The following is a 25,325-nucleotide window of genomic DNA, read 5'->3' on the forward strand; positions in this document are numbered from 1 at the left end:
ATCATTGCTGGCTCCAAATAGAGCCTATTGGCCATTTCCAGGAGCCCTCAATGTCCGAACCTCTCGTCATACCCTGCCCTCATTGCAACGGCCTCAACCGCATCCCCGGCGAACGCCTGGCAGATGCGCCCAAATGCGGGCGTTGCAAACAGCCCGTTTTGTTGAGTAAGCCTTTTGAGCTGAAACAAGGCGATTACGCCAGCCAGATCAAAGGCGACCTGCCGCTTCTGGTGGACGTTTGGGCCGACTGGTGCGGACCGTGTAAGTCGTTCGCACCAGTGTTTGAACAGGCTGCCGGACAGTTGGAGGGCAAGTGCCGGTTGGCCAAGCTGGACAGCGAGGCCAATCAACAGTTGTCGGCGCAGTTGGGGATTCGGTCGATTCCGAGCCTGATTCTGTTCAAGAATGGTCGCGAAGTGGCGCGTCAGAGTGGAGCGTTTCCGTTGCCGCAGTTGATGAGTTGGTTGCGTAGCCAGGGGGTGTAACCGAACCTCAAGGACAATGCTGGGCAGTGTGGGAGGGGGCTTGCTCCCGATGCGGTGGGTCAGCTCCAGATGAGCTAGCTGGCATACCGCTATCGAGGGCAAGCCCCCTCCCACAGGTCAGGCGTTTTCCAGCAAGTTATGCAATTCCACGAACTGTTGGGTCAGCTTGTGCCGTGGATCGAGGTGGATCAGCGGCTTGTTCTCCTGATGGGACTCGCGCATGCGCACCGAACTGGCCAGGTACACCGGAAGCACCGGCAACCCTTCGTTGATCAACTCCTCCAGCATCTGCTGCGGCAGACTCGCTCGGGCCTGGAACTGGTTGACCACGATACCTTCGACTTCGAGGCCTTCGTTGTGGTCTTCCTTCAATTCTTCGATTTCGGCCAGCAGGCCATACAGGGCCTGCCGCGAGAAGCTGTCGCAATCGAAGGGGATCAACACACGATCAGCAGCAATCAGCGCCGAAACCGCATAAAAGTTCAGGGCTGGCGGTGTATCCAGGTAAATCCGGTCGTAATCTTCGCTCAGCTCATCCAGCAGCTTTCGCAGCTTGTTGATCTTGTGCTTGGCTTCAAGCTTGGGCTGCAAGTCCGCGAGTTCGGCCGTCGCGGTGATGACGTGCAGGTTATCGAAGGGCGTTTCGTAGATATCGACCTTGTTCTTCTTCGAAAACGGCCCGGAAGACAGGGTTTGCTTGAAAAAGTCCGCGATCCCCATGGGAATGTCGTCGCCGGTCAGCCCGGTGAGGTACTGGGTTGAGTTGGCTTGTGCATCGAGGTCCACCAACAGGGTTCGATAGCCTTCGCTGGCACTGACGGCCGCCAGGTTGCAGGCGATGCTGGACTTGCCAACGCCGCCTTTCTGATTGAACACCACACGCCGCATGGAAAAACCTCCGTGTATCAATGAATGTCCGAGTGTAGAGGGCAAAAGCGCCTGTTAGCTACCTCGTTCATCCATCCATTGCCGCACTCTAGACAGGTCGTCGCACCTCACACACAAAAGAATAGGAACGGTCCGACAATCCAACTCAGCCATCGATAAAGGACAATCTGTAAATCCTTACCAACAAATTGTATTCAGCCGTGAACAAATCTTTACCAAAGTTTGCTAGAACCCCGCGGCACCGGGATAATGCGCGCCATTCGGCTATTGCTCCCTGTCCCGGTATTCGGGGCCAAAAGCCGCACATGGAAGCCCGCAGGGGCGGGATAACTTCTCAGTGATCAACTTCAACATTGCCCAATGGCGTGCCTGGGCCCCAGGGCTGGAAAGTGCGGACGAATGGCGCGCATGGTGCCAGGCGCCGGTGCTGCTGCCCGCCAGCGATGCCTCGCCCGACGTATCCTTCTTGCCCGCGATGCAGCGCCGCCGCCTGAGCCGGCTGGCGCGTATGGCCTTCAGCGTGGGCTGGCCCCTTGCAGAAGGCCTGCAAGACCTTCCGCTGGTGTTTATTTCCCGGCACGGCGAAACCCCACGCACTCTAGACATCCTCAGCGACCTGGCCAACGAGCAGCCGCTGTCCCCGACCCAGTTCAGCCTGTCTGTGCATAACGCAGTGATTGGCCTCTGGTCGATTCTGCGTAATGAAACCAGTGAAATGACCGCCCTCGCCGCCGCCGGCGATGGCCTGGAGCACGGCATGCTCGAAGCCGCCGCGCTGCTCAATGAAGGCGCCCCGGCGGTATTGCTGGTGATCACCGAAGAACAGCCGCCCGAGGCTTACGCCAGTTGGATCGTTGACGTGCCCTTCCCCTACGCCCTCGGCCTGTTGCTCACACCAGGCGACGAGTGGCAACTGGAACTCACACCCGGCACTGTCCAAGCCAATCAAACCCAGTGGCCCCACGCCCTGAACCTGCTGCGCACCCTGCTCACCGAACAGGGCGCCTGCCAACATGCCTGGAAGAACCGTGTATGGAACTGGCAACGCAAGCTCTGACTGACAAGCCACGGGACGCCTACTACTGGCGCCTGTTTGCCACCGCCACCAGCTTCTTCCTGTTTGGTGTCGGCGGGCTGTGCCTGCGTTTGCTGGTGTTTCCGGTGCTCAGTTGCCTGCCGGGCAGTGCCGACAAGCACCAGCGCCGTGCCCGTCACACCATCAGCAAGCTGTTCTGGTTCTTTATCCGCATGATGCATCGCGCTGGCGTGCTGACCTACAGCGTCGAAGGCGCCGAGAAACTCGGCCGCCCCGGCCAGATGATCGTTGCCAACCACCCGTCGCTGATCGATGTGGTGTTTCTGATCGGCCTGATGCGCCAGACCAACTGCGTGGTCAAGCAAAGCCTGTGGCAGAACCCGTTCACCCGGGGGCCGATACGCGATGCGGGCTATATCAGCAATGACGGCAGCGCGGAGATGCTCGATGCCGCCGCCGACGCCCTGCGCGAAGGCCAGACGCTGATCATCTTTCCTGAAGGCACTCGTACCACACCCGGCGCGGCGCCCGCCTTTCATCGCGGCGCCGCCGCCATTGCGCTGCGGGGTGCGACAATCATCACCCCCGTGGTGATCAAGGTCAGCCCAACCACCTTGACCAAAGCCGAACCCTGGTATCGCATCCCGAAACGCCGCTTTCACTTCAGTTTGCGGGTGGGTGCCGATATAGAACCACAGGCGTTCGCAGCACTGGGGCCCGCGCCTCAGGCTTCACGCAAGCTCAACGATCACCTGCACCACTATTTCATTAAGGAGCTCGCCGAAGATGAGCGACCAACACCGCCTTGAGCACGACATAAAGACGCTGATCATCGAGGCCCTGGGTCTGGAAGACATCAGCGCCGACGACATCGGTAGCGACCAAACCCTGTTCGGCGAAGGCCTGGGCCTGGATTCGGTAGACGCCCTGGAATTGGGTCTGGCGATTCAAAAAAAATACGGCATCAAAATCGATGCCGACGCCAAGGACACCCGTAATCACTTCACCAACGTGGCGAGCCTTGCGGCGTTCGTTACGGCCAGACAGGCAGCTTGAGACCGGACCATGCAAACTCGTGACGATATTTTCAACACCCTGCGCGATGCCTTGGTGGAACTGTTTGAACTACCCCCAGAGCGCGTCACCCTTGACGCCAACCTGTATCAGGACCTGGAAATCGACAGCATCGATGCCGTAGACCTGATCGACCATATCAAGCGCCAGACCGGCAAGAAGATTGCCGCCGAAGAGTTCAAGGCCGTGCGCACAGTGAACGACGTGGTAGAGGCGGTGTACCGTCTGGTCCAACCCGCCGCATGAGCCGGCTGATCGGCCTTGGCCTGCTGTTGGCGGGGCTGCTGTACCCCTTTGCGGTGTATTACGGCACTGAGCATTTTGCGCCGTGGCAATTCGGGCTGCTGCTGGGCAGCCTCTGGCTGTTGCGCGCGTTCATCGGCGCACCACGTCCCGGCAGTCGCTGGATGGCGTTGGCGATGATCGTGTTTTGCCTGTTACTGGCTTGGTTCGACAGCCCGCATTTGCTGCGCTGGTACCCGAGCCTGGTCAGTGCCTTCATGCTCGCGCTGTTTGGCCTGAGCCTGAAATACGGCCCGCCGATGGTGGAGCGCCTGGCACGCATGACCGACCCGGAGTTACCGCCCAACGCGATTGTGTATACCCGCCAGGTCACCGTGGTGTGGAGCGTGTTTTTTCTGTGTAATGGCCTGCTCGCTGCCGCCCTAACCTTGTGGGCGCCACTGAGCTGGTGGACGTTGTACAACGGCCTGATCGCCTACGGATTGATGGGGCTGTTGTTTGCCGTGGAATGGCTTGTACGACAAAGGGTTCGAGGCCGCATATGAATGGGTTGAAACTTGAGCACTTGCTGCTTGAGCCGCTGCAACAGCGTTTGGTGACCACCGAACCTGCAATGAATCACGCCCAACTGTGGGAACAATCACTCGGCCTGGCCGCGGGCCTGCAAGCACGCGGTATTCGGCGTCTGGCGGTGCACCTGGAAGATGCCGGCGTGCTGGCGATCGCCCTGCTGGGCGCCTGGCGCGCAGGGGTCAGCGTACTGCTTCCCGCCGATCTGCAGCCCCAGACCCGCCAACGCTGGGCCGATGCCGTCGACGCATGGCTGGTCGAACCCGCCGATCTCGACGCGCTGTACCAGGCGCCGTTGCCTGCTGCCGCGCTCGACCTGGACACGTGCCAACTGAGCCTGTGCACCTCCGGCTCCAGCGGCGAGCCCAAGCGTATCGACAAAACCCTGCGCCAATTAGCCAACGAGGTTCAAGCGCTGGAAGCCTTGTGGGGTGCGGACCTTAAAGACGCCTGCATCATCGGCAGCGTCGCCACCCAGCACATTTACGGGTTGCTGTTCCGGGTGCTGTGGCCGTTGTGCGCCGGTCGTACCTTTGTGCGCAAGCAACTGGCCTTTCCCGAAGACTTGCAACGCGCCAGCCGCGAACACCCTCAATTTGCCTGGGTGGCCAGCCCGGCACTGCTCAAACGCATGGGCGACAACCTCGACTGGCCCGCGCTGAGCCAGGTGTCGCGAGTGTTCTCTTCCGGCGGCGCCTTGCCCGTCGAAGCCGCCGCCAGTCTTTACGAGCGTTTGCACCAATGGCCGACGGAAATTCTCGGCAGCTCGGAAACCGGCGGCATCGCCTGGCGCCAGGGCGCGCAACCCTGGCAGCCGTTTGCCGATGTGCAACTGAGCCAGGACGCCGACGGCGCTCTGCGCATCGCCTCGCCTTACCTGCCAGCAGGGCATATTGAACAGACCGCTGACGCTGCACATATCCATGCCGATGGTCGCTTCGAGCTGCTGGGTCGCCTGGACCGCATCGTCAAGCTGGAAGAAAAACGCATCTCCCTGCCGATGCTGGAACAAGCGCTGATGGCCCACCCATGGGTCGCGGAAACGCGCCTGGGCGTGGTGCAAGAAAACCGCGCGTCACTGGGTGCCCTGGTGGTATTGAGCGCCGAAGGCCTACACGCCCTGCGCAACCAAGGCCGCCGCAGCCTCACTCAAACCCTGCGCCAGCATCTGAGCCAGCATTGCGAAGCCCTGGCCCTGCCCCGTCGCTGGCGCCTGCTGCGACAGTTGCCGTTGAACGCCCAGGGCAAACTGCCCCAGGCCGATGTGGCCGCGCTGCTGCTGGCGCCACGGCCGAAGGCGCCGGAGGTGTTGGGGCAGATCGAAGCCGATGGCGAATGGACCGTGCAACTGAGTGTGCCGCCGGACCTGGCCTACTTCAGCGGGCACTTCCCGGTCACCCCCGTGCTGCCGGGCGTGGTGCAAGTAGAATGGGCGTTCAACCTGGGCCAGCAACTGCTCGACCTGCCCGCGACCTTTGCCGGGATGGAAGTGCTCAAGTTCCAGCAACTGATACGCCCCGGCGATCGTATCGAATTGCACCTGCGCTTCGACCAGGAGCGCGGCAAGCTGTATTTCGCCTACCGCAACGGCGTCGCGGCCTGCTCCAGTGGGCGGATTCTGCTGGAGACTGTCGATGCATAACCCCTGCGCCCTAATCCCGGTCTACAACCACGAAGCCGCCGTGCCCGCCGTGGTCCAAAGCCTGTTGAACAGCGGCCTGCCCTGCCTGTTGGTCGACGACGGCAGCAGCCCGGCGTGCGCGGCGGTGTTGGCGCAATTGGCGACCCTCAATAACGTGACTCTGCTGACCCTGCCACACAACCAAGGCAAGGGCGGCGCGGTCATGGCGGGTTTCCGCGAAGCTGCACGCCTTGGCTATTCCCACGCCCTGCAAGTGGACGCCGACGGTCAGCATGATTTGCGCGAAGTCGAAACGTTTGTCGATACCTCGCGCAGGCACCCCGACGCTATTATCTGCGGCTACCCCGAATACGATGAAAGCGTGCCCAAAGGCCGCTTGTACGCGCGCTACCTGACCCACGTGTGGGTGTGGATCAACACGCTGTCGCTGCAGATCCGCGACTCGATGTGCGGCTTTCGCGTCTACCCGCTGACACCGGTGCTGGCGCTGATGGACTCGGCCTACATTGGCACGCGCATGGACTTCGACTCGGACATCCTGGTGCGCCTGGCATGGCGTAATCAGCCGATGCGCTGGCTGCCGACGAAAGTGCATTACCCCACCGACGGCCTGTCGCACTTTCGCCTGTTCCACGACAACGTGCGTATCAGCGCCATGCATACGCGGCTGTTTTTCGGCATGTTGGTGCGCGCGCCGATGATCCTGTGGCGACGGTGGAAGGCATGAGCGACAACACGCAACACTGGGCCGACCGCGAAGAACGCGGCAGCTACTGGCTGATGAAATTCACCGCCTTCGCGGCCAAAGTCCTCGGCCGACGCCTGCTGAGCCCGGTGCTGTACGGCATCGTGCTGTACTTTTTCCTGTTCGGCCGAAGCGCGCGCCAGAGCGCCTGGCAATACCAGCAGCGCCTGGCCGAATGGAGCGGGCGCGATGAGTTACGCCCCAGCCACCGCAAAGTATTCGGCCAGTTCATGGCCTTTGCCGATTCCCTGCTCGACAAACTCGACGTGTGGAACGGCAAGCTGCGCCTGGAACAAATCGAAATCAACGACCCGGCGAAACTACGCGGGCAACTGCGCGGCGAGCGCGGCCAGATGCTGGTCGGCGCACATTTGGGCAACCTCGAAGTGTGCCGCGCGCTGGCGGAAATCGGCGAAAAGGTCACCATGAACGTGCTGGTGCACACCAAGCACGCCGAACAATTCAACCGCCTGTTGGGCGAAGCCGGGGCGAGTCATCTGCGCCTGATCCAGGTCAGCGAGCTGGACCCGGCGACGATGTTGCTGCTGAGCCAGCGCCTGGACGAGGGAGAGTGGCTGGCGATTGCGGGCGACCGCGTGCCGCTGCACGGCGGGCGCACGGTGCGCGTGGATTTCCTCGGCCATGACGCCGCATTCCCCCAAGGCCCGTGGCTGCTGGCCGGCCTGCTCAAATGCCCGGTCAACCTGCTGATGTGCCTTAAGCACACTGGGCGTTATCGCCTGACTATCGAACCGTTCACCCCCTTGATCGAATGGAAGCGCAGCACCCGCGAGCAGGTCATCGCTCAGTGGACCTCACGCTACGCCGCACGCCTGGGCCAGTTCTGCCTGGAAGCGCCCCAACAATGGTTCAACTTTTACCCTTTCTGGAAGACCGATGACGACGCATCTTGAGCCGGTAACCTTTGGCGAACGCCCCCTGCGCATCGAAGACGTGCTGGCCCTGGCCAACCGTCAGGCGCCCACCCAGTTGCAGGGCGACGCCGCGTATCGCCAGCGCATCGCCAAAGGCGCGCAGTTCCTCGACTCGCTGCTGGACAAGGAAGGCGTGATCTACGGCGTGACCACCGGCTACGGCGACTCGTGCGTGGTCGCAGTGCCGTTGCAACACGTCGAGGCCCTGCCCCGTCACCTGTACACCTTCCACGGTTGCGGCCTGGGTAAATTGCTCGATGCACAAGCCACCCGTGCCGTGCTGGCCGCGCGGTTGCAGTCGTTGTGCCACGGCGTTTCAGGCGTGCGCGTGGAGTTGCTGGAGCGCCTGCACGCGTTCCTCGAACACGACGTGCTGCCGTTGATCCCGGAAGAAGGTTCGGTGGGTGCCAGCGGTGATCTGACGCCGCTGTCCTACGTGGCCGCGACCCTGTCCGGCGAGCGCGAGGTGATGTTCCGTGGCGAACGTCGCCAGGCCGCCGACGTGCACCGCGAGTTGGGTTGGGACCCGCTGGTTTTACGTCCGAAAGAAGCCCTGGCCCTGATGAACGGCACCGCCGTGATGACCGGCCTCGCCTGCCTCGCCTTCGCCCGCGCCGACTACCTGCTGCAACTCGCCACACGCATCACCGCGCTCAACGTGGTCGCGCTGCAAGGCAACCCGGAACACTTCGACGAGCGCCTGTTCGCCGCCAAGCCGCACCCTGGGCAGATGCAAGTCGCCGCCTGGCTGCGCAAGGACCTGGCGATCGACGCGCCGACCGCACCGCTGCACCGCCTGCAGGATCGCTACTCGCTGCGCTGCGCGCCCCACGTCCTCGGCGTGCTGGCGGACAGCCTGAACTGGCTGCGTTCGTTTATCGAGATCGAGCTGAACAGCGCCAACGACAACCCAATCATCGACGCCGAAGAAGAACGCGTGCTGCACGGTGGGCACTTCTACGGCGGGCATATCGCCTTTGCCATGGACAGCCTCAAGACCCTGGTGGCCAACGTAGCTGACCTGCTCGATCGCCAACTCGCGTTGCTGGTTGACGTGCGTTACAACCACGGCCTGCCGAGCAACCTGTCTGGCGCGCCAGCCGACCGCGCGATGATCAACCATGGCTTCAAGGCCGTGCAGATCGGCACCAGCGCCTGGACCGCCGAAGCGCTGAAAAACACCATGCCGGCCAGCGTGTTCTCGCGCTCCACCGAGTGCCACAACCAGGACAAAGTGAGCATGGGCACCATCGCCGCCCGCGATGCAATTCGCGTGTTGGAGCTGACCGAACAGGTTGCCGCCGCCACCTTGCTCGCCGCCAACCAAGGTGTGTGGCTGCGCGCCCAGGCCGAGGATGCGCGGGCGCTGCCACCGGCGTTGGCCGCCATGCATGAGGAACTGGCCAAGGACTTCCCGCCGGTGATCGAAGACCGCGCCCTGGAAGGCGAACTGCGCCTGTGCCTGCAACGCATCGCCGAGCAACACTGGAGGCTGCATGCGTAGCCCCGGCGTACTGCACTGCGACACCGAAATCCTCGTGCCATTTTTCGACGTCGACACCATGAACGTGGTGTGGCACGGGCACTACGTGAAGTATCTGGAAGTGGCGCGCTGCGCGCTGCTGGACAAGATCGGCCACAACTACACGGCGATGCTCGAAGCCGGCTATGCCTGGCCGGTCATCGACATGCAACTGCGCTACGTGCGCGGGGCAGTGTTCGGCCAGACGATCAACGTGCGCGCCAGCCTGGTGGAATGGGAGAACCGCTTGAAGGTCAATTACCTGATTACGGACCTGGCCAGCGGCGAGCGTTTGACCCGCGCCACTACCGTGCAAGTGGCGGTGGAGATGGCCAGCCGCGAGATGCAGTTGGCCTCACCCAAAGTGTTCACAGATGCGGTCGAGAGGGCCCTGACATGAGAGCGATCATCCTGTTTGTGGGCCTGCTGCTGAGCGTCAGCGCCCACGCCTTCGACCTGCAACAACTCAGCGATCAGTTGGCAAAACCTTCCGTGATCCACGGCAGCTTCACCCAGGAAAAACACCTGCGTGCCCTGCCACAGCCCTTGGTCAGCAAGGGTACTTTCGTCCTCGCCAAAGACCACGGCCTGCTATGGCTGCTCAAAACCCCATTGCAACAGGACTACCGCATCAGCGCCCAAGGCATCGCCCGGCGTGAAGCCAATGGCTGGCAGACACTGCCAAACAAGAGCGCCGGTGCCGAGCAGAATCGGTTGTTCCTCGCCGTACTCCAAGGCGACAGCAGCGGCTTGCAGCGGGATTTCGAGCTGCAACTGCAAGGCGAGGCTACGCAATGGAAGCTGACGCTGATCCCTCGGTCGCTGCTGCTGAAACAAGTGTTCACCCAGATCAATATCGACGGCGGCGCGCTGGTGCAAAAAATCGAGCTGCTGGAAACCCAAGGCGACAGCACCGTACTGCGCATGCAGGACAGCACCGCCGAACAACCGTTGAGCGACGCGGAGCAACACGACTTTGCCCAGTGAGCGCCTGTTGCCGCGCCTGTTCCTTATCCTGCTGGTGGCGGTGCTGGCCCTGGCCGGCTGGCAGTGGCGCCACGGTGCGCCGCTGTCGGCCAACCTGATGGAACTGGTGCCGGGCAGCACGCCGAACGCCTTGGAACTGCAAGCCGAACAGCGCATGCAGGAACCGCTGAACCGCGAGATGCTGGTACTGGTGGGGCATGCCGACCGCCAGCAAGCGGTGGCTGTGGCGCAACAGTTGGGCGAGCGCTGGCAGGCCAGCGGTCTGTTTGAAAAGGTGCAGTGGAACCTGCAAGCCGACTTGCCGGCACTGCGCGAGCAATTGCTGCGCGGCCGTTTGGCGATGCTCTCGACCAAGGACCGCGAGCAACTGATTGAACACCCCGACGCCTTTATCCAGCAGCGCGTGCAGGCGCTGTTCGACCCGTTCACCGGCTTCAGCCTGGTGCCGAGCCAGGATGACTGGCTGGGCCTGACCGGACGCATCCAGAACAGCCAGCCGCAACGCGGCTCGGTGCAGTTGGATATCGGCAGCGGCGCGTTGATCGCCGATGCCGACGGCAAAAGTTGGGTGTTGCTGCGCGCGCGCACCACCGGCAATGCCTTTGATATGAAACTGCCGCTGCAAGTAGCGGACTTGCTGCAGGCCAGCCGTGAACAGGCCGGCCAGCAAGGCGCGCAACTGCTGGCGGCCAGTGGTTTGTTATACGCCGCCAATGGTCAGCAGCAGGCCACACGGGAAATCACCTGGGTCGGTGGCGGCGCGACCGTGGGCATCCTGCTGTTGCTGTTGCTGGCGTTCCGCCGATGGCGGGTATTGCTGGCTTTCGTGCCGGTACTGGTGGGCATGCTGTTTGGCGCCGTGGCGTGTGTGGCGCTGTTTGGCCATATGCATGTGATGACCTTGGTGCTTGGCTCCAGCCTGATTGGCGTCGCGGTGGATTACCCGCTGCACTACCTGTCAAAAAGCTGGAGCCTCAAGCCCTGGCGCAGTTGGCCGGCGTTGCGCCTGACCCTGCCAGGGCTGAGCCTGAGCCTGGCCACCAGTTGCATCGGTTACCTGGCGCTGGCCTGGACGCCGTTCCCGGCGCTGACCCAGATCGCGGTGTTCTCCGCGGCGGGCCTGGTCGGTGCGTATCTGTCGGCCGTGTGCCTGTTGCCGGCATTGCTCAAGGGCGTCGAACTGCGTCCGGCGCAATGGCCGCTGCGTATCGCCGAATGCCTGTGGCAGATTCGCGCCGCGTTGCTCACGCGCGTGCCGAGCCCGGCGCTACTGGCGCTGGTGTTGCTGTTTTGCGCCGGTGGCCTGTGGCAGCTCAATAGCAAAAACGATATCCGCCAGTGGATCGGCGCGCCGCCGCAGTTGCTGCAAGAGGCCCAGGCCGTGGCGCGCATCACAGGTTTCCAACCCACCAGCCAGTTCTTCCTGGTGCGCGCCGAGAATCAACAGCAATTGCTGGAGCGCCTAGCCGCGTTGGGCCAGCGCCTGGATCAATTGGTGAATATGGACAAGCTCCAGGGTTACCTGGCGCTCAATCAGCTGGTCAACCTGCCCGCCGAGCAGCAACAACTGCGCGAAGCGCTGAACACACTGCCACAGCATTGGCAGCCGCTGCTGGACCTCGGCGTGCCGGCCAGCGCCCTGCAAGCTGAAGTTGCGCAGTTGCAAGCGCTGCCCACCGAAGACATCGACGCGGCACTGGCAGGCCCGATGGCCGAACCCTGGCGCACACTGTGGCTCGGCCCGGTGGACGGCGGTGTTGCAGCGATGGTCAGCCTGCAAGGTCTGAACAACCCAGCGCTGTTGCGGGTGCAGGCTGTGGACTTGCCTGGCGTGCAGTTGGTGGATCGCCTCGGTGATCTGAACCGCGTCTTCGCCGCCACACAGATCAGCGCCGCGGAACTGAAATTGATGTCGTGCGTGCTGATCGTGTTGCTGCTGATCCTGCCGTTTGGTTTCGGCGGCGCCCTGCGCATCGTTGCACTGCCATTACTCGCCGCACTGTGCAGCCTGGCCAGCCTCGGTTGGCTGGGCCAGCCGCTGACGCTGTTCAGCCTGTTCGGCTTGCTGCTGGTGACGGCGATCAGCGTCGACTACGCGATCCTGATGCGCGAGCAGATCGGCGGTGCTGCCGTGAGCCTGCTGGGTACACTGCTTGCGGCGCTGACAACGTGGTTGTCGTTCGGCCTGCTGGCGGTGTCCAGCACGCCCGCAGTGAGTAATTTCGGCTTATCGGTCAGCCTGGGCCTGGCATTCAGCTTTATGCTGGCGCCCTGGGCTGGCCATCAGAAACACGCCTTATGAATCGGATTATCGCCATAGCGGCAAGGAGCCCTCGTGCCCACAGTTGAAATGGAACGTCGCCAGGTTGTCGTGATTGGTGCCGGCCCGTCCGGCGCCATCGCCGCCGCGCTGCTCAAGCGCAAAGGGCATGATGTATTGATCATCGAGCGCCAGCATTTTCCACGGTTCTCGATCGGCGAAAGCCTGCTGTCCCACTGCATCGACTTTATCGAAGAAGCTGGCATGCTCGACGCCGTGCAGGCCGCAGGCTTCCAGGTAAAAACCGGGGCAGCGTTCGCCTGGGGCGAGCGTTACAGCGCCTTTGACTTCAGCGACACCTTCAGCAACGGCAAGCCGACCACTTTCCAGGTGCAGCGAGGCGAGTTCGACAAGTTGCTGGCCGACCAGGCGGCATTGCAGGGCGTGGAGATCCGCTACGGTGAAACCATCGTCGGCGTGGATTTCGCGGGCGATAGCCGCTACCTGCATGTGCGCCGCGAAAACGGCAGCGAGTACCACATCAAAGCCAAGTTCGTGCTCGATGCCAGCGGCTATGGCCGCGTGCTGCCGCGCCTGCTGGATCTGGAAGCGCCGTCGAATTTTCCGGTACGCCAGGCGGTGTTCACTCATGTTGAAGACCGCATCGAACACCCAGGTTTCGACCGTACCAAGATCCTGGTAACCACTCACCCGACCAAACGCGATATCTGGTTCTGGACCATTCCGTTCAGCAATGGCCGGTGCTCGGTGGGCGTGGTCGCGGCCAAGGAGCACTTCGACGGCCGCGACGCTGACCTGGACGCCTGCCTGCGCGGCTTTATCGACGAAACTCCAAGCCTGTCCGGCGTGCTGAACAACGCGGTGTGGGACACGCCAGCGCGCACCATCGGCGGCTACTCGGCCAACGTCAAAACCCTGCACGGCCCGGGCTTTGCCCTGCTGGGCAATGCGGCGGAATTCCTCGACCCAGTGTTCTCCTCCGGTGTGACCATCGCCATGCGCTCAGCGAGCATGGCGGCAGCCCTGCTGGACCGTCAGCTCAAAGGCGAAACAGTGGACTGGCAAACCGAATTTGCCGCACCGTTGAAGCGCGGCGTCGACACCTTCCGCTGCTACGTCGAAGGCTGGTACGCGGGGACATTCCAGGATGTGATTTTCCACCCTGAAAGCTCGCCGGAGATTCGTCGCATGATCAGCGCGATCCTCGCAGGCTACGCGTGGGACGAGCGTAATCCGTTTGTCAGCGAGCCCAAGCGGCGGTTGCGGATGTTGTCGGAGATTTGCGCGAGTGAACCGACATGACATCTCAATACCTGAGTAAAAACTACGTCGAAGAAACCAAATTCGGTTTGTGGTTCCTGCGCAGCCACACCTGGCAGCACCATGTGCTGCGCGTGGCGATCAACGACCTGCGCAGCCTGTTCACCGACCCACTGCCCGAAGCGCCGGTATTGCTCGACGCCGGCTGCGGCCAGGGCAAGTCCTTCCAGTATTTGCAGCAGGTGTTCGCCCCCGAGCGCCTGATCGGGCTGGACGCAGACCCTCATAGCCTGGAATTGAGCAAGGCTGAAGCCACGCGCCAGGGCCTGGCCATCGAGCTGATCGGCAGCGACTGCGCCACCCTCGATGTGCCAGACGAGAGCGTCGATATCCTGTTCTGCCACCAGACCTTCCATCATCTGGTCGAACAGCATCGCGCACTCAAAGAGTTTTACCGAGTGCTCAAGCCGGGAGGCTATCTGCTGTTTGCCGAATCCACCGAAGCCTATATCGACACTTGGGTGATCCGCTGGCTGTTCCGCCACCCCATGCATGTGCAGAAAAGCGCCGAAGAATACCTGGAGATGCTCCGCGAGCAGGGCTTTGAATTCGGCCCGCAGAACGTTTCATACCCGTACCTGTGGTGGAGCCGTTCCAGCGACTTCGGCCTGCTGGAGCGCTGGGGCATGCGCAACCCGCCGCCGGTGGGCCAGCGCGAAGAAACCCTGGTCAACTGTGTGGCGCGCAAGCCTCTGGCGAGTTGCGCACCATGATGCGCAGCCTGTTGATCGGTTGCCTGCTATTGCTGAGCGCCTGCGCCAGCCAGCCGCCGTTGCCGGAAAAAACGCCCGCGCTGGCGTTGCCAATGCAACTGCATGTGCAGCGCCATGCAGATGGCCAGAGCCAGGACTGGTTCCTGGTGGTCCAGCGCGAAGGCAGCGCAATCCGCTGGTCGATGATGGACCCGCTGGGCATCCCGCTGGCCCGGCAAAAACTGATCGATGGCGCCTGGCAGGCCGACGGCTTGCTGCCGCCCAATCCCCAGGCGCGGGAGCTGTTCGCCGCCCTGCTGTTTGCCCTGGCTTCAGCCGATGACGTGCGCGCGCTTTACCCCAGCGCCCAGGCAAGGGGCCTCACACGTACCCTGCCGGGGCATTGGCAGATCGTCTACCAATCCTCAGAAGTCTTCAGTGTGACCATGACCGGCCAACCCTTGAGCTACCGCATTACACCGCTCGGTGCCGCCCAATGACCGCCTACCTCAACGCCCTCGGCGTGATTTGCGCCCTTGGTCGCGGTCAGGAGCACGTCAGCCGCAGCCTGTTTGCCGGTGACTGTTCAGGCATGCGCGCCGAAAGCGGTTGGGTGCCGGAGCGCGTGTTGCCGGTCGGCAGTGTGCACGGCGAGCTGGCAACCATCCCGGTGGAGCTCGGCCAGCAGAGCAGCCGCAATAACCAACTGTTGCTGGAAGCGGCGTTGCAGATCGAGAACGAGATTCGTCAGGCGATCCACACCTACGGCGCCTCGCGCGTTGGCGTCGTGCTGGGCACCAGCACCTCGGGCATCGACGAAGCCAGCCGCGGCATCGCCCTGTACCTGCGCGACAAGCACTTCCCCTGCGACTACGACTACCAGCAACAGGAACTCAGCGCCCCAGCGAACTTCCTCGCCGACTGGCTGCAACTGAGCGGCCCTGCCTACGTAATTTCTACCGCGTGCACCTCCAGCGCCCGCGCCCTGATGAGCGCCCAGCGCTTGCTTGATCTGGGGGTGTGCGATGCGGTGATCTGCGGCGGCGTGGACAGCTTGTGCAAGCTGACCCTCAATGGTTTCAGCGCGCTGGAGGCCGTCTCGAATGAGCGTTGCAACCCTTTCTCGGCGAACCGCAACGGCATCAATATCGGCGAAGCGGCCGTGCTGTTTTTGATGAGTAAAGCGCCGGCACCGATTGCCTTGCTGGGCAGCGGCGCCAGCTGCGACGCACACCATATCTCCGCGCCCGAACCTACCGGCAAAGGCGCGTTGCAGGCGATGCGCAAGGCCTTGGCCAGTGCAAAACTGGCGCCGGAGCAGATCGGCTACCTGAACCTGCATGGCACCGCCACCCAGCACAACGACGCCATGGAAAGCCTGGCCGTCGCCAGCCTGTTCCCCGAAGGCGTAGCCTGCTCATCCACCAAACCCATGAGCGGCCACACCCTCGGCGCCGCCGGTGCGCTGGAAGCGGCCTTCTGCTGGCTGAGCCTGACTCACGGCCGCGTCCCACCCCACGTATGGGACGGCCAGGCCGACCCCGCGTTGCCCGCCTTGCAATGGGCACGCAGCGACGAAACCTTGGGAAAAACCTGCCTGATGAGCAACTCGTTTGCCTTCGGCGGTAATAACGTCAGCCTGATTATCGGAGAGGCCCCATGACCAACTGGCCACTCGCCGAGCTGCTGCCTCACGCGGGCGACATGATCCTGATCGAACACGTGCTGTCGTTCGACGAAGAGCAGATCCACACCCGTCTCACCGTCAAGCCTGGCGGCCTGTTCAACCGCCCTGACGGCAGCCTGCCGGCCTGGGTCGGCATCGAGTTGATGGCGCAGAGTGTCGCCGCCTACGCCGGTTGCCGCGCACGCCAAAGGGGCGAGGCGGTGGAACTGGGCTTCCTGCTCGGCACACGTAAGTTCGAATGCAACGTGGAACACTTCCCGGTGGGCGCCGAGCTGAACATCCACGGCCTGCGCTCCCTAGAAGACGACAACGGCATGGGTGTGTTCGAATGCCACCTGACCGGCGACGGTATCCAGGCTAGCGCCCGCTTGAACGTATTTCGACCGCCCCAGGCGGCCAATTATTTAGAAGAATCGAAGGACGAAACGCCATGACTGAATCCGTACTGGTCACCGGCTCCAGCCGTGGCATCGGCCGCGCCATTGCCCTGCGCCTGGCCCAGGCCGGCCATGACATCGTGCTGCATTGCCGCAGCGGCCGTGCCGAAGCCGATGCAGTGCAAGTCGAAATCGAAGCCCTTGGCCGCAAGGCACGGGTGCTGCAATTCGATGTGGCGGATCGTGCGACCTGCAAGGAAATCCTTGAGGCCGACGTCGAGCAACATGGCGCCTACTACGGCGTGGTGCTCAATGCCGGGCTGACCCGCGACGGAGCGTTCCCGGCCTTGTCGGAAGACGATTGGGACGTGGTGATGCGCACCAACCTGGATGGTTTCTACAACGTGCTGCACCCGGTGATGATGCCAATGATTCGCCGTCGCGCAGCTGGGCGTATCGTGTGCATTACCTCGGTGTCGGGGCTGATCGGCAATCGCGGCCAGGTCAATTACAGCGCCTCGAAAGCCGGCCTGATCGGCGCGGCAAAAGCCCTGGCCATCGAGCTGGGCAAGCGCAAGATCACTGTCAACTGTGTAGCCCCCGGCTTGATCGACACCGCGATGCTGGATGAAAACGTACCGGTGGAAGAGCTGATGAAAATGATCCCGGCACAGCGCATGGGCACTCCCGAAGAAGTCGCCGGTGCGGTGAATTTCCTGATGTCGGCCGAAGCCGCCTATATCACCCGCCAGGTGTTGGCCGTCAATGGAGGCTTGTGCTGATGAAACGTGTAGTCGTCACCGGCATGGCCGGCATGACCTCCCTGGGCGGAGATTGGGCGACCATCTCCGCCAACTTTCGCGCCAACCGCAGCGGCATTCGGCGCATGGACGAGTGGGACCGTTTTACCGAACTGAACACGCGCCTGGCCGGCCCTATCGACGATTTCGTCGTGCCGGCCCATTGGACCCGCAAGCAGCTGCGCAGCATGGGCCGTGTCTCGCGCCTGGCGGTATGGGCGGCGGAGCAGGCATTGCAGGACGCCGGGTTGCTCGGTGATGAGTCGATCAAGGATGGGCGCATGGGTGTGGCGTGTGGTTCGTCCACCGGCAGCACCGATGAGATCAAGGCGTTCGGCAATATGCTGCTCAATTCGGTGGCCGAGGGGCTGAACGCCAACTCCTATGTACGGATGATGCCGCACACCACGGCGGCGAATATCAGCATCTTTTTTGGCCTGACCGGGCGGCTGATCCCAACGTCCAGCGCCTGCACCAGCGGCAGCCAGGGCATCGGTTATGCCTATGAGGCGATCAAGTTCGGCCGCCTGCCCTTGATGCTCGCCGGCGGCGCCGAGGAGCTGTGCCCCACCGAAGCCATGGTGTTCGACGCGCTCTACGCCACCAGCCTGAAAAACGACGCCCCGCAAACCAGCCCACGCCCCTACGACAGCGGCCGCGACGGCCTGGTGATCGGCGAAGGCGGCGGCATGCTGGTACTTGAGGAGCTGGAACACGCCCTGGCGCGGGGTGCACATATTCACGCGGAACTGGTCGGCTTCGGCAGCAACGCTGACGGCCAGCACACCACCCGCCCGGAACAGAAAACCATGCGCCGCGCCATGGAGCTTGCCCTTGAGGACGCTGGGCTCACACCAGACGCGATTGGCTACGTGAACGGACACGGCACCGCCACCGATCAAGGCGACATCGCCGAGACCCTGGCCACCAGCAGCCTGTTCGGCAAGCGCATGCCCATCAGCTCGCAGAAAAGCTTCCTCGGCCACACCCTCGGGGCGTGCGGGGCGCTGGAGTCGTGGTTCAGCATCGAGATGATGAACCGCAACCAATACGTGCACACCTTCAATCTGGACTCCGTCGACCCGCAGTGCGGGGAGCTGGACTACCTGCAAGGTGAATTCCGCGAGATGCACCACGACTACGTGATGAACAACAATTTTGCCTTTGGCGGCGTGAATACGTCGCTGATCTTCCGCCGCTGGTCCTGACTTTTTAAACGATTGGAGAATACGGAATGTCTTCCTTGCTACGCGTCACCCTGATCACCCTGGCGCTGTTGACCACTGCCGGCTGCACCAGCAAACCGGTCCTCAACACCCAGCACGACCTGCCGGCGAACACCCAGGTCAGCGAAGAAAAAATGAAGACGGTTATCGTCAACGCCCTGCAAAAACGCGAGTGGACCGTGCAACGCCTGAGCCCGCAACTGGTGCAGGCCGAGATCACCGTGCGTAACCAGTACTACGCCGCCATCGACATCCGTTACACCCGCAACAGTTACGCCATCACCTACCGCGACAGCCGCGAGCTGGGCTACAAGGACGGCAAGATTCATCGCAACTACAACCGCTGGGTGAACAACTTGGACAGCGACATCATGGCGGGCTTGCGCAGCAATGGTGTGAGTAGTGAGGCAGGGTCGGCGGCGCAGTTGTTTGAGCAAACCGGGACCACCAAGTAAAACCGAGACTCCGTGGGGAGCGGGCGGTGCGAGGCCGCCCAATAAAGACGCGGGTATTTTTCTGTTAGAACTCAACGTCTGGTTTTGGGGCTGCTGTGCGGCCCAGCGCGGGTCAAGCCCGCTCACCACGAGTCTCTCGTTTTCTCAGGTTATGTTTTAGATACCTATCGGGAGCAGGCCTCCTCCCGCACTTGAACCGAGCACGCCCGGCAACGCTTGGCCGTCAAAGGAACAAGCTCCCTCACCACATTTTCGATGAAGCATTGCAACCTATGCACATCAGTGGGTGGCCTTAAGCGTCAACAACTCCACAAACGCCTTCGCCATCGGCGTCTGCGCGCCCTTGCGCTGTACCAGCCATACCGAGGTCACCGCCTCCGGGTCCAGTAAGGTGCGATACACCACTCCATCAATGCGGATGCGCTGGTAAGACGCTGGCAGCACCGACACGCCCAACCCCGCCGCCACCAGGCCGATGATGGTCATCGCCTCGCCCGCTTCCTGGGCGAAGTGCGGGCTGAAGCCAGCGTCGCGGCACAGGCTGAGCAGTTGGGCATACAGGCCGCTCCCATAGCTGCGTGGGAAAAACACAAACGGCTCGTCAGCTAACTGGGCCAGGTGCAAGCCACGCTCACTGCCTTCCACCAACGGGTGACCGGCACTCAGGACAGCAACCAGGGGTTCGCGCATCAGCTCGATCACATTCAACGAATCCGGCAATGGCAAGGGCCGCATCAACCCCACCTGAATCGACTCATCCACCAGCGACTCGGCCACTTCGGTGCTGCTCATTTCCTGCAGGTTCAAGTGCACCGCCGGGAAGGCCTGGCGAAACGCGAAGATCGCCTGGGGAATGCTCGCGTTGAAGGGCGCTGACGAAGTGAAGCCTATCTTCAACTCCCCCAGCTCACCCAACTGCGCCCGCCGCGCGACGTCCGCCGCCTTGTCCACCTGGGCCAGCACCAACCGCGCTTCGTGCAGGAACAAGCGCCCCGCCTCGCTCAGCTCAACCCGACGATTGGTACGCTCAAATAACCGCGCGCCCACCTCCTGCTCCAGCGCCTGGATCTGCTGGCTCAGGGGCGGTTGCGAGATGCCCAGCACCTGCGCGGCCCGGCCAAAGTGCAGCTCTTCGGCAACAGCGATGAAGTACCGCAGATGACGCAATTCCATGCAAACCCCATTAGGTCGTTAAAGCTATCAAACAGGTCGAACAATATATTGGAAAGAATCATTAGCCAGCTATATTCTTTTTTGCATTGCCAGCCCTGACAGGCTTTTGCTCCCCGAGGTCCCCGTGAAATCTGCTGTCGCTCCACTCGCTCAAGACGTCCCGCCCACCGCCCTCGATGAGGTAGTGGCTCAGCTCAATGACGCGTTCATCGAGAAAGGCACGCCGATGTTCATGCGCACGGTGCTGGCGCTGTTCTCAGGCGGTTTTGCTACGTTTGCCCTGCTGTATTGCGTGCAACCGATGATGCCGGCACTGTCCCACGAGTTTTCCATCAATGCCGCGCAAAGCAGCCTGATTCTCTCGGTGTCCACGGCGATGCTTGCGCTGGGTTTGCTGATCACCGGACCGATTTCCGACACCCTGGGGCGTAAGCCGGTGATGGTCGCCGCGCTGTTCTGCGCGGCGCTGGCCACGATTGCCAGCGGCCTGATGCCGTCCTGGGAAGGGATCCTGCTGATGCGTGCGCTGGTGGGCCTGTCACTCAGCGGCGTGGCCGCCGTCGCAATGACCTACCTGAGCGAAGAGATCCACCCCCAGCACATCGGCCTGGCCATGGGCCTGTACATCGGTGGCAATGCCATTGGCGGCATGAGCGGACGCCTGATCATCGGCGTGTTGATCGACTTCGTCAGCTGGCACACCGCAATGCTGATCATCGGCGCCCTGGCGCTGATCGCGGCCACGGTGTTCTGGAAAATCCTCCCGGAATCGCGCAACTTCCGCGCCAGCAGCCTCAAGCCACGTAGCCTGATGGACGGCTTTGTCATGCACTTCAAGGACGCGGGCCTGCCGTGGCTGTTTCTTGAAGCCTTCCTGCTGATGGGCGCGTTCGTGACGATGTTCAACTACATCGGCTATCGCCTGCTGGCCGACCCGTACGACCTGAGCCAGGCCGTGGTCGGCCTGCTGTCGTTGGTCTACCTCTCGGGCATCTACAGCTCGGCGAAAATCGGCTCCCTCGCCGACCGCCTCGGCCGCCGCCGTGTGCTGTGGGCCACCATCGTACTGATGCTCGCCGGCATGCTGCTGACCCTGTTCTCCCCGTTGTGGCTGGTGGTGCCGGGCATGCTGATCTTCACCTTCGGCTTCTTCGGCGCCCACTCGGTGGCCAGCAGCTGGATCGGTCGCCGAGCAGTCAAGGCCAAGGGGCAGGCGTCGTCGTTGTACCTGTTCTGCTACTACGCTGGCTCAAGCGTCGCCGGCACCACGGGTGGATTCTTCTGGCACCTCGCCGGATGGAACGGCATTGGTGCATTCATCGTGGCGCTGTTGATCGGCGCGTTGCTGGTCGCGTTGAAGTTGGCGAAGTTGCCGCCGCTGGCCTCGGCCTGAAAAGCCGAGGGTGTAACGATGCCCTACAGCTCAAGCCGTGCTTGCAGTCGATCATCGCGCTTCTCCAGCGTGAGCATCGAGAAGCCTCCCGTCTCCCGCTCAAGTGCCGCCAACCAGTTGAGCACGGCCGTGGCCTCGCCACTGAGGGTCAAACGCAGTCGTTCGTTTTCTACGTCGACCTGCTCAACCTTGAGCCCCGCGGCTTCGGCGCTGTCGTTGATGACGGATACCGAGGGCTGAACCGCCGCCCGCCCGGAACGCTGCGGCTGCGCCCGTTGCACCTGCTGCGCCAGCCACTGTTGTTGCTGGTAATACCGCTCGGCGCTGGCCAAGCGCTGGCGGCTGGGTTGCCATAGCGCCTGGAACAGCAGCACACCGATTAAAAAAACCGCCAACCCTTTCAGTAAAAAGCGATCACGAGGCGACAGCGCCTTCCAGGCGTGCAGAGGCCTCATGACGCATCCTCCAGCATCAACACGGCGTGGACGCGATTGCCTTCCTTGCTGGCGTTACCCATGCGCACAGGCATGCCGCTCTGCCGCCCCTGGGCTTGCAGCTGCTCAAGCGCGCTAAAGCCGTGGGCCACCAACTGGATCTTCCAGCCTTCGCCGCGCCGAAATTCCATGTGATGTACGTCCACGTCGCCCCCGCCGATCACCTGCTCGGTGAGGCTGACCAGGCGCACCAACGGCGTCTGCGGTGTGTGCGGGGCCTGTCCCTGTACGGCCTTGAGCTGCGCAGCGAGGTCAACGATCCGCGTCTGCTGCGGGTAGAGCGCCTGGAATCGCTCCACACTCTGCCCATGGAGACTGCGGGCGTGACCCTCGAAATACTGAATACGCGCCTGCATGAATCCCCAATCGATGACGAACACCACGGCAGCCGCCAGGGCAGCAGTTGACCAAGGCCAGGCTTGGCGGACGCGGCCGAATTCACCTTGCAGCAAATTGATCGGCTGGCCCTGGCCACCCCACAACGCGCGCTCGATATACGCCTGGCTCTGCCCTTCGTCCAGCCACTGCAACGGTTCATCCAACAACGGTTCCAACGCCTTGAGCGCCTCAACGGACATCGCCAGCCGCACCGGCCCGCCCACGACTCGGCGGCCATACCAGTCCACTGCAACACGGCCATCACCCGGGAGCAGATCGGCGTCGACGTGCACCCTGTCGACCTGGACACCGAGCGTCGTCAGCTCATGCAGCAGTGCCTTGAAACGCGCCTTGTGGGTCACCAGCACCGGGAAGCGATCGGCTGCGTCACGCTGCCCCACACTGACATGCACGGCATCCAGCTCGTCGCCCAACTGGTCTTCGATCGCAAAGGCAATCGCCTGGGCCTTGGGCCGACGCGTGGACGGCCAAGCCTCGCTTCGCAACGCACTGCACATTTCCATGGGCAACAACAACTGAATCGCCAGCCCCTGCACCTCACGCGCGGCCTCGGCCAGGCACATGGGGCGACAGTCGTCCGCGGCCCGCCAGACACAGCACGGCCATTCGCCGATGGGCACCGCAAGGCCTTCGGCGCTTAAATGAAGCCAGGTTTTCATGATGAGTTCTCGCTCGGTATCGGCGTAGGGAAGCGGCGTTGCACGACGCGCCAACGTCCGGTTTTGCGCTCACGCTCAACCTCGCTGGCCAGACGTAAGCGACTGGTTCCCAGGCGGACGTCAACGTTGATAAGAAACCAGCGGCTGCTGATGCCAAGCCCGTGGCCGGTCACGCCCAACCCAGCGATCAATGGGTCGTGGGTGAATGCTTGGACACTCTCGTAGCCCGTGGCCGGCCGCTGCTTGGCCAAGACTTCAGCGGTCGACGGCGAGACACCTTCAAGGGTCGCCAGCACCTGAGGCCGGGCAGTGTTGATGTTCAAGCTGGCGTCCTTGGGCAACAGGGCAACCCAGGGTTCCAGTTTTGCCAGGGTCGCGCCGTCGATACCTGGCAGCAACCGCAACTGGCTAAGTTCACGTTGCGTCACCACCGGGCCAGCGGCGCGCACGTCCAGTGACGGAAGACCCAGCGCGGTGAGCAAACGTAGCCAGCGCTGCTCAATGACCGAATCCACTTGCCCCTCGCCGAGCAGTGCGTTGACGTTAAGGCGTGCCGAAAGGTCTTCGATCTCAAGCATGACGTGCGCGCCTTGCGTCTCAAAGGGCCAGCTCACACGTGCCCACGCCTGGCCCAGGTGCACCCGTGAGAGCTCGTCGTCGCTGGTCGCCGCCAGTGTCACCATGGCCCACGCCTCTGCCGACAGCGCCAATTGGCGCAGCTGCACCTGATGAATCTGGCGCGCACTGCTCTGCACCAGTAACTGATGGCTGCGCAGCATCCCCGCCGTCAGTAACAACGCCAGGCTCATCACCAACAACACGCTGAGGAGCGCGACGCCCCGCTGGCGTTGTCTCATGGGGCGCCTTGGGGCAGAGGCAGCACGCGGCGCACCTGCTCAAAGCGCCCGACCGACAGCACCATCTCCAGTGCTTGCGGGGGCGTCTGGGCCGCGCCTTTGCCCACCGGCCACACACGGTGCCATCCGGTATCACGATCAAACAATCGCCAGCTCAACACGCGCACGTCATCGAGCAGTTTCTGGCGTTCGACCGTCGACGACTCCACGCTGCGGCTTTCACGCCACAACACCTGATTGTCCAGGCGGTAGAGCACGTGTTGACGCTCACTGCGAGGTAGATCCTGTGGGTTACGCCAGTTACTGCGCAGCAGTTGCAGGGTCGTGGGGCCGAGGACAATCACCGAGGAAGCCAACTGCAGGGCATCCCGCTCAATCACACCAACGGCCCGTTGCAAACGGCGAAGTTCTTGTTCGTGGCTGGCGGTGCCCTGTTGCGCGCGCACCACGGTGTCAAACAGGCGCCCGCTGGCAAGCCCAAGCAAGCCGAAGACGGCCAGCGCAATCACAAGTTCCAGCAGCGTGAAGCCTGCCTGCTTATTCATGCACGGCGGGTATCCAACCCTGCGTGCGGTAAACCGCCTGATCACTGCCAGCAGGACTCACGCTGATATCGACCTTGAGCAGGCGCGGATCAGTGGCCGGTGTGATCGTCTGGTCGATCACCCAGTCACGCCCGTCAAAACGTCGTAGCAGTTGCTGTCGCCCAGAGGCCGGCGCCTGCAGGCGCAGCTCGCTCAATTGGTTATCGGCCACCCAGGCGCACTGCACCTGCTCTTGCAGTCGCGCATTCTGGCGCAATGAGTAGTGGCTGGCGGTGATCACCGCGCCTGCGAGCGTGGCGAAAATCACCAACGCGATCATGACTTCCAGCAAGGTGAAACCACGGGTACTGGCCTGGCGGTTTCGGCGTCGCCGGTGCTTAGCTTTCAATAGACGGCTCTCCGATTCCATCACTGACAATGCTGGCCCACACCTGCTCTTCGGAGGCGAAAGACCAGACAAAAGCGCTCACCTCATCACTGCTGAGCATCAGTAATTGCGGCGTGACGCTTTCAAGGCTCAAGCGCCGGCCCTCCTGCTCAAGGTGAAATTGCACACCTTCGGCCAACCGCCGCACTTCACCCCTTGGCTGCCAGCCCTGAGGTTCAAGTCGATAGACCTGGTACTCATCGCGTCGCACGCGCACACCGTATTCGCGTCCTTCGATCACCGCTTGCTCGCGCAAGTGCTGGATCAGCTGCACCACTTGGCCGGCCTCCTGCCGCGCCTGGCGGCCAGGGGTGTTGCCGGCAGTCAGACCGACCGCGCCCAGCACGATGCCCATCAGCGCAATCACAACCATCAGTTCCAGCAAGGTAAAGCCACGGCAGCGCCTGGGCACG

The 25,325-nt window shown here is 62.6% G+C and carries 30 protein-coding genes; 22 read left to right on the forward strand and 8 right to left on the reverse strand.

Translation table 11 applies throughout. The features are described 5' to 3' along the window. Positions 1 to 50 precede the first annotated feature (50 nt). The gene (trxC, locus tag G9Q84_RS17425) at positions 51 to 485 is read left to right on the forward strand and encodes a thioredoxin TrxC (protein ID WP_181643770.1); all 435 of its coding nucleotides are present in this window, start codon (positions 51 to 53) and stop codon (positions 483 to 485) included. Between the two features lie 117 nt (positions 486 to 602). On the opposite strand, the gene G9Q84_RS17430 is transcribed toward trxC, so the two are convergent. Beyond that, positions 603 to 1,373, reverse strand: a complete 771-nt coding sequence (locus tag G9Q84_RS17430; RefSeq protein WP_032890333.1) for a ParA family protein — start codon at positions 1,371 to 1,373, stop codon at positions 603 to 605. A gap of 337 nt (positions 1,374 to 1,710) precedes the next feature. On the opposite strand from G9Q84_RS17430, the gene G9Q84_RS17435 reads away from it, so the two are divergent. From G9Q84_RS17435 to G9Q84_RS17530, 20 genes are read left to right on the forward strand one after another with little or no spacing between them, the layout of a single operon-like run. Then, complete coding sequence (locus G9Q84_RS17435) at positions 1,711 to 2,430, forward strand: beta-ketoacyl synthase chain length factor (RefSeq protein WP_032890331.1); 720 nt, start codon at positions 1,711 to 1,713, stop codon at positions 2,428 to 2,430. Beyond that, entirely contained in the window at positions 2,406 to 3,218 is an 813-nt protein-coding gene (locus G9Q84_RS17440) for a lysophospholipid acyltransferase family protein (RefSeq protein ID WP_181643771.1), read from the forward strand. The genes G9Q84_RS17435 and G9Q84_RS17440 overlap by 25 nt, the downstream gene beginning before the upstream one ends. Further along, a complete protein-coding gene (locus G9Q84_RS17445; RefSeq protein ID WP_010563239.1) occupies positions 3,196 to 3,465 on the forward strand; it encodes a phosphopantetheine-binding protein in 270 nt (89 codons plus the stop codon). Before G9Q84_RS17440 ends, G9Q84_RS17445 begins: the two co-directional genes overlap by 23 nt. A 9-nt stretch (positions 3,466 to 3,474) precedes the next feature. Beyond that, entirely contained in the window at positions 3,475 to 3,729 is a 255-nt protein-coding gene (locus G9Q84_RS17450) for an acyl carrier protein (RefSeq protein WP_003187949.1), read from the forward strand. Beyond that, complete coding sequence (locus G9Q84_RS17455; protein WP_032890326.1) at positions 3,726 to 4,271, forward strand: COG4648 family protein; 546 nt, start codon at positions 3,726 to 3,728, stop codon at positions 4,269 to 4,271. The genes G9Q84_RS17450 and G9Q84_RS17455 overlap by 4 nt, the downstream gene beginning before the upstream one ends. Next, positions 4,268 to 5,938 carry an acyl-CoA synthetase family protein gene (locus G9Q84_RS17460; RefSeq protein ID WP_181643772.1) on the forward strand — a complete coding sequence of 557 codons (1,671 nt, stop codon included), beginning with the start codon at positions 4,268 to 4,270 and terminating at the stop codon, positions 5,936 to 5,938. Before G9Q84_RS17455 ends, G9Q84_RS17460 begins: the two co-directional genes overlap by 4 nt. Beyond that, positions 5,931 to 6,665: a glycosyltransferase family 2 protein gene (locus G9Q84_RS17465; protein WP_095186112.1), complete on the forward strand. Its 735-nt coding sequence runs from the start codon at positions 5,931 to 5,933 to the stop codon at positions 6,663 to 6,665. The genes G9Q84_RS17460 and G9Q84_RS17465 overlap by 8 nt, the downstream gene beginning before the upstream one ends. Further along, positions 6,662 to 7,597, forward strand: coding sequence for an LpxL/LpxP family acyltransferase (locus G9Q84_RS17470; RefSeq protein WP_032890320.1), 936 nt, complete (start codon positions 6,662 to 6,664; stop codon positions 7,595 to 7,597). Before G9Q84_RS17465 ends, G9Q84_RS17470 begins: the two co-directional genes overlap by 4 nt. Then, complete coding sequence (locus tag G9Q84_RS17475) at positions 7,581 to 9,122, forward strand: HAL/PAL/TAL family ammonia-lyase (RefSeq protein WP_032890318.1); 1,542 nt, start codon at positions 7,581 to 7,583, stop codon at positions 9,120 to 9,122. Before G9Q84_RS17470 ends, G9Q84_RS17475 begins: the two co-directional genes overlap by 17 nt. Continuing rightward, complete coding sequence (locus G9Q84_RS17480; RefSeq protein ID WP_181643773.1) at positions 9,115 to 9,540, forward strand: acyl-CoA thioesterase; 426 nt, start codon at positions 9,115 to 9,117, stop codon at positions 9,538 to 9,540. The genes G9Q84_RS17475 and G9Q84_RS17480 overlap by 8 nt, the downstream gene beginning before the upstream one ends. Beyond that, a complete protein-coding gene (locus G9Q84_RS17485) occupies positions 9,537 to 10,127 on the forward strand; it encodes an outer membrane lipoprotein carrier protein LolA (RefSeq protein ID WP_095186114.1) in 591 nt (196 codons plus the stop codon). The genes G9Q84_RS17480 and G9Q84_RS17485 overlap by 4 nt, the downstream gene beginning before the upstream one ends. After that, positions 10,117 to 12,429 carry an MMPL family transporter gene (locus G9Q84_RS17490; RefSeq protein ID WP_122756631.1) on the forward strand — a complete coding sequence of 771 codons (2,313 nt, stop codon included), beginning with the start codon at positions 10,117 to 10,119 and terminating at the stop codon, positions 12,427 to 12,429. Before G9Q84_RS17485 ends, G9Q84_RS17490 begins: the two co-directional genes overlap by 11 nt. A gap of 33 nt (positions 12,430 to 12,462) precedes the next feature. Beyond that, the gene (locus G9Q84_RS17495) at positions 12,463 to 13,710 is read left to right on the forward strand and encodes an NAD(P)/FAD-dependent oxidoreductase (RefSeq protein WP_081797837.1); all 1,248 of its coding nucleotides are present in this window, start codon (positions 12,463 to 12,465) and stop codon (positions 13,708 to 13,710) included. Further along, the gene (locus G9Q84_RS17500; RefSeq protein WP_181643774.1) at positions 13,707 to 14,441 is read left to right on the forward strand and encodes a class I SAM-dependent methyltransferase; all 735 of its coding nucleotides are present in this window, start codon (positions 13,707 to 13,709) and stop codon (positions 14,439 to 14,441) included. Before G9Q84_RS17495 ends, G9Q84_RS17500 begins: the two co-directional genes overlap by 4 nt. Then, positions 14,438 to 14,920 (forward strand): hypothetical protein, encoded by a 483-nt coding sequence (locus G9Q84_RS17505; RefSeq protein ID WP_032890308.1) that lies wholly within the window; start codon positions 14,438 to 14,440, stop codon positions 14,918 to 14,920. Before G9Q84_RS17500 ends, G9Q84_RS17505 begins: the two co-directional genes overlap by 4 nt. Then, on the forward strand, positions 14,917 to 16,083 hold the full coding sequence (locus G9Q84_RS17510; protein ID WP_122682117.1) for a beta-ketoacyl-[acyl-carrier-protein] synthase family protein: 1,167 nt from the start codon (positions 14,917 to 14,919) through the stop codon (positions 16,081 to 16,083). The genes G9Q84_RS17505 and G9Q84_RS17510 overlap by 4 nt, the downstream gene beginning before the upstream one ends. Beyond that, positions 16,080 to 16,541: a hotdog family protein gene (locus G9Q84_RS17515; protein ID WP_032890304.1), complete on the forward strand. Its 462-nt coding sequence runs from the start codon at positions 16,080 to 16,082 to the stop codon at positions 16,539 to 16,541. Before G9Q84_RS17510 ends, G9Q84_RS17515 begins: the two co-directional genes overlap by 4 nt. Then, a complete protein-coding gene (gene fabG, locus G9Q84_RS17520) occupies positions 16,538 to 17,266 on the forward strand; it encodes a 3-oxoacyl-ACP reductase FabG (protein WP_032890302.1) in 729 nt (242 codons plus the stop codon). Before G9Q84_RS17515 ends, fabG begins: the two co-directional genes overlap by 4 nt. Beyond that, positions 17,266 to 18,492, forward strand: a complete 1,227-nt coding sequence (locus G9Q84_RS17525; RefSeq protein WP_095186120.1) for a beta-ketoacyl-ACP synthase — start codon at positions 17,266 to 17,268, stop codon at positions 18,490 to 18,492. Before fabG ends, G9Q84_RS17525 begins: the two co-directional genes overlap by 1 nt. A gap of 26 nt (positions 18,493 to 18,518) precedes the next feature. After that, on the forward strand, positions 18,519 to 18,965 hold the full coding sequence (locus G9Q84_RS17530) for a hypothetical protein (RefSeq protein ID WP_181643775.1): 447 nt from the start codon (positions 18,519 to 18,521) through the stop codon (positions 18,963 to 18,965). Between the two features lie 279 nt (positions 18,966 to 19,244). On the opposite strand, the gene G9Q84_RS17535 is transcribed toward G9Q84_RS17530, so the two are convergent. Continuing rightward, on the reverse strand, positions 19,245 to 20,138 hold the full coding sequence (locus tag G9Q84_RS17535; RefSeq protein ID WP_122764232.1) for a LysR family transcriptional regulator: 894 nt from the start codon (positions 20,136 to 20,138) through the stop codon (positions 19,245 to 19,247). Positions 20,139 to 20,322: 184 nt separating this feature from the next. Between G9Q84_RS17535 and G9Q84_RS17540 the strand changes: the two genes are divergently transcribed. Then, a complete protein-coding gene (locus tag G9Q84_RS17540; protein WP_032890295.1) occupies positions 20,323 to 21,531 on the forward strand; it encodes an MFS transporter in 1,209 nt (402 codons plus the stop codon). Between the two features lie 23 nt (positions 21,532 to 21,554). Here G9Q84_RS17540 and gspM read toward each other — a convergent pair whose 3' ends face one another. From gspM to gspH, 6 genes are read right to left on the reverse strand one after another with little or no spacing between them, the layout of a single operon-like run. Beyond that, positions 21,555 to 21,986 (reverse strand): type II secretion system protein GspM, encoded by a 432-nt coding sequence (gspM, locus tag G9Q84_RS17545; RefSeq protein WP_032890293.1) that lies wholly within the window; start codon positions 21,984 to 21,986, stop codon positions 21,555 to 21,557. Continuing rightward, positions 21,983 to 23,083, reverse strand: a complete 1,101-nt coding sequence (gene gspL / locus G9Q84_RS17550; protein ID WP_181643776.1) for a type II secretion system protein GspL — start codon at positions 23,081 to 23,083, stop codon at positions 21,983 to 21,985. Before gspL ends, gspM begins: the two co-directional genes overlap by 4 nt. After that, the gene (locus G9Q84_RS17555) at positions 23,080 to 23,940 is read right to left on the reverse strand and encodes a type II secretion system protein GspK (RefSeq protein ID WP_181643777.1); all 861 of its coding nucleotides are present in this window, start codon (positions 23,938 to 23,940) and stop codon (positions 23,080 to 23,082) included. The genes gspL and G9Q84_RS17555 overlap by 4 nt, the downstream gene beginning before the upstream one ends. Continuing rightward, on the reverse strand, positions 23,937 to 24,485 hold the full coding sequence (locus G9Q84_RS17560) for a type II secretion system protein GspJ (RefSeq protein WP_181643778.1): 549 nt from the start codon (positions 24,483 to 24,485) through the stop codon (positions 23,937 to 23,939). The genes G9Q84_RS17555 and G9Q84_RS17560 overlap by 4 nt, the downstream gene beginning before the upstream one ends. After that, the gene (gspI, locus tag G9Q84_RS17565; protein WP_260367440.1) at positions 24,478 to 24,873 is read right to left on the reverse strand and encodes a type II secretion system minor pseudopilin GspI; all 396 of its coding nucleotides are present in this window, start codon (positions 24,871 to 24,873) and stop codon (positions 24,478 to 24,480) included. Before gspI ends, G9Q84_RS17560 begins: the two co-directional genes overlap by 8 nt. Continuing rightward, positions 24,863 to 25,324 (reverse strand): type II secretion system minor pseudopilin GspH, encoded by a 462-nt coding sequence (gene gspH / locus G9Q84_RS17570; protein WP_181643780.1) that lies wholly within the window; start codon positions 25,322 to 25,324, stop codon positions 24,863 to 24,865. The genes gspI and gspH overlap by 11 nt, the downstream gene beginning before the upstream one ends. Between the last annotated feature and the right edge of the window lies 1 nt (position 25,325).

It is taken from the genome of Pseudomonas sivasensis, assembly GCF_013778505.1.
Taxonomy (GTDB): domain Bacteria; phylum Pseudomonadota; class Gammaproteobacteria; order Pseudomonadales; family Pseudomonadaceae; genus Aquipseudomonas; species Aquipseudomonas sivasensis.

Excerpts from the sequence above, each read along its gene's own strand:
- trxC (WP_181643770.1), top strand. The coding sequence starts at position 51 with ATGTCCGAACCTCTCGTCATACCCTGCCCTCATTGCAACGGCCTCAAC.
- G9Q84_RS17430 (WP_032890333.1), bottom strand. The coding sequence starts at position 1,373 with ATGCGGCGTGTGGTGTTCAATCAGAAAGGCGGCGTTGGCAAGTCCAGC.
- G9Q84_RS17440 (WP_181643771.1), top strand. The coding sequence starts at position 2,406 with ATGGAACTGGCAACGCAAGCTCTGACTGACAAGCCACGGGACGCCTAC.
- G9Q84_RS17445 (WP_010563239.1), top strand. The coding sequence starts at position 3,196 with ATGAGCGACCAACACCGCCTTGAGCACGACATAAAGACGCTGATCATC.
- G9Q84_RS17450 (WP_003187949.1), top strand. The coding sequence starts at position 3,475 with ATGCAAACTCGTGACGATATTTTCAACACCCTGCGCGATGCCTTGGTG.
- G9Q84_RS17455 (WP_032890326.1), top strand. The coding sequence starts at position 3,726 with ATGAGCCGGCTGATCGGCCTTGGCCTGCTGTTGGCGGGGCTGCTGTAC.
- G9Q84_RS17460 (WP_181643772.1), top strand. The coding sequence starts at position 4,268 with ATGAATGGGTTGAAACTTGAGCACTTGCTGCTTGAGCCGCTGCAACAG.
- G9Q84_RS17465 (WP_095186112.1), top strand. The coding sequence starts at position 5,931 with ATGCATAACCCCTGCGCCCTAATCCCGGTCTACAACCACGAAGCCGCC.
- G9Q84_RS17470 (WP_032890320.1), top strand. The coding sequence starts at position 6,662 with ATGAGCGACAACACGCAACACTGGGCCGACCGCGAAGAACGCGGCAGC.
- G9Q84_RS17475 (WP_032890318.1), top strand. The coding sequence starts at position 7,581 with ATGACGACGCATCTTGAGCCGGTAACCTTTGGCGAACGCCCCCTGCGC.
- G9Q84_RS17480 (WP_181643773.1), top strand. The coding sequence starts at position 9,115 with ATGCGTAGCCCCGGCGTACTGCACTGCGACACCGAAATCCTCGTGCCA.
- G9Q84_RS17485 (WP_095186114.1), top strand. The coding sequence starts at position 9,537 with ATGAGAGCGATCATCCTGTTTGTGGGCCTGCTGCTGAGCGTCAGCGCC.
- G9Q84_RS17500 (WP_181643774.1), top strand. The coding sequence starts at position 13,707 with ATGACATCTCAATACCTGAGTAAAAACTACGTCGAAGAAACCAAATTC.
- G9Q84_RS17505 (WP_032890308.1), top strand. The coding sequence starts at position 14,438 with ATGATGCGCAGCCTGTTGATCGGTTGCCTGCTATTGCTGAGCGCCTGC.
- G9Q84_RS17510 (WP_122682117.1), top strand. The coding sequence starts at position 14,917 with ATGACCGCCTACCTCAACGCCCTCGGCGTGATTTGCGCCCTTGGTCGC.
- G9Q84_RS17515 (WP_032890304.1), top strand. The coding sequence starts at position 16,080 with ATGACCAACTGGCCACTCGCCGAGCTGCTGCCTCACGCGGGCGACATG.
- fabG (WP_032890302.1), top strand. The coding sequence starts at position 16,538 with ATGACTGAATCCGTACTGGTCACCGGCTCCAGCCGTGGCATCGGCCGC.
- G9Q84_RS17525 (WP_095186120.1), top strand. The coding sequence starts at position 17,266 with ATGAAACGTGTAGTCGTCACCGGCATGGCCGGCATGACCTCCCTGGGC.
- G9Q84_RS17530 (WP_181643775.1), top strand. The coding sequence starts at position 18,519 with ATGTCTTCCTTGCTACGCGTCACCCTGATCACCCTGGCGCTGTTGACC.
- G9Q84_RS17535 (WP_122764232.1), bottom strand. The coding sequence starts at position 20,138 with ATGGAATTGCGTCATCTGCGGTACTTCATCGCTGTTGCCGAAGAGCTG.
- gspM (WP_032890293.1), bottom strand. The coding sequence starts at position 21,986 with ATGAGGCCTCTGCACGCCTGGAAGGCGCTGTCGCCTCGTGATCGCTTT.
- gspL (WP_181643776.1), bottom strand. The coding sequence starts at position 23,083 with ATGAAAACCTGGCTTCATTTAAGCGCCGAAGGCCTTGCGGTGCCCATC.
- G9Q84_RS17555 (WP_181643777.1), bottom strand. The coding sequence starts at position 23,940 with ATGAGACAACGCCAGCGGGGCGTCGCGCTCCTCAGCGTGTTGTTGGTG.
- G9Q84_RS17560 (WP_181643778.1), bottom strand. The coding sequence starts at position 24,485 with ATGAATAAGCAGGCAGGCTTCACGCTGCTGGAACTTGTGATTGCGCTG.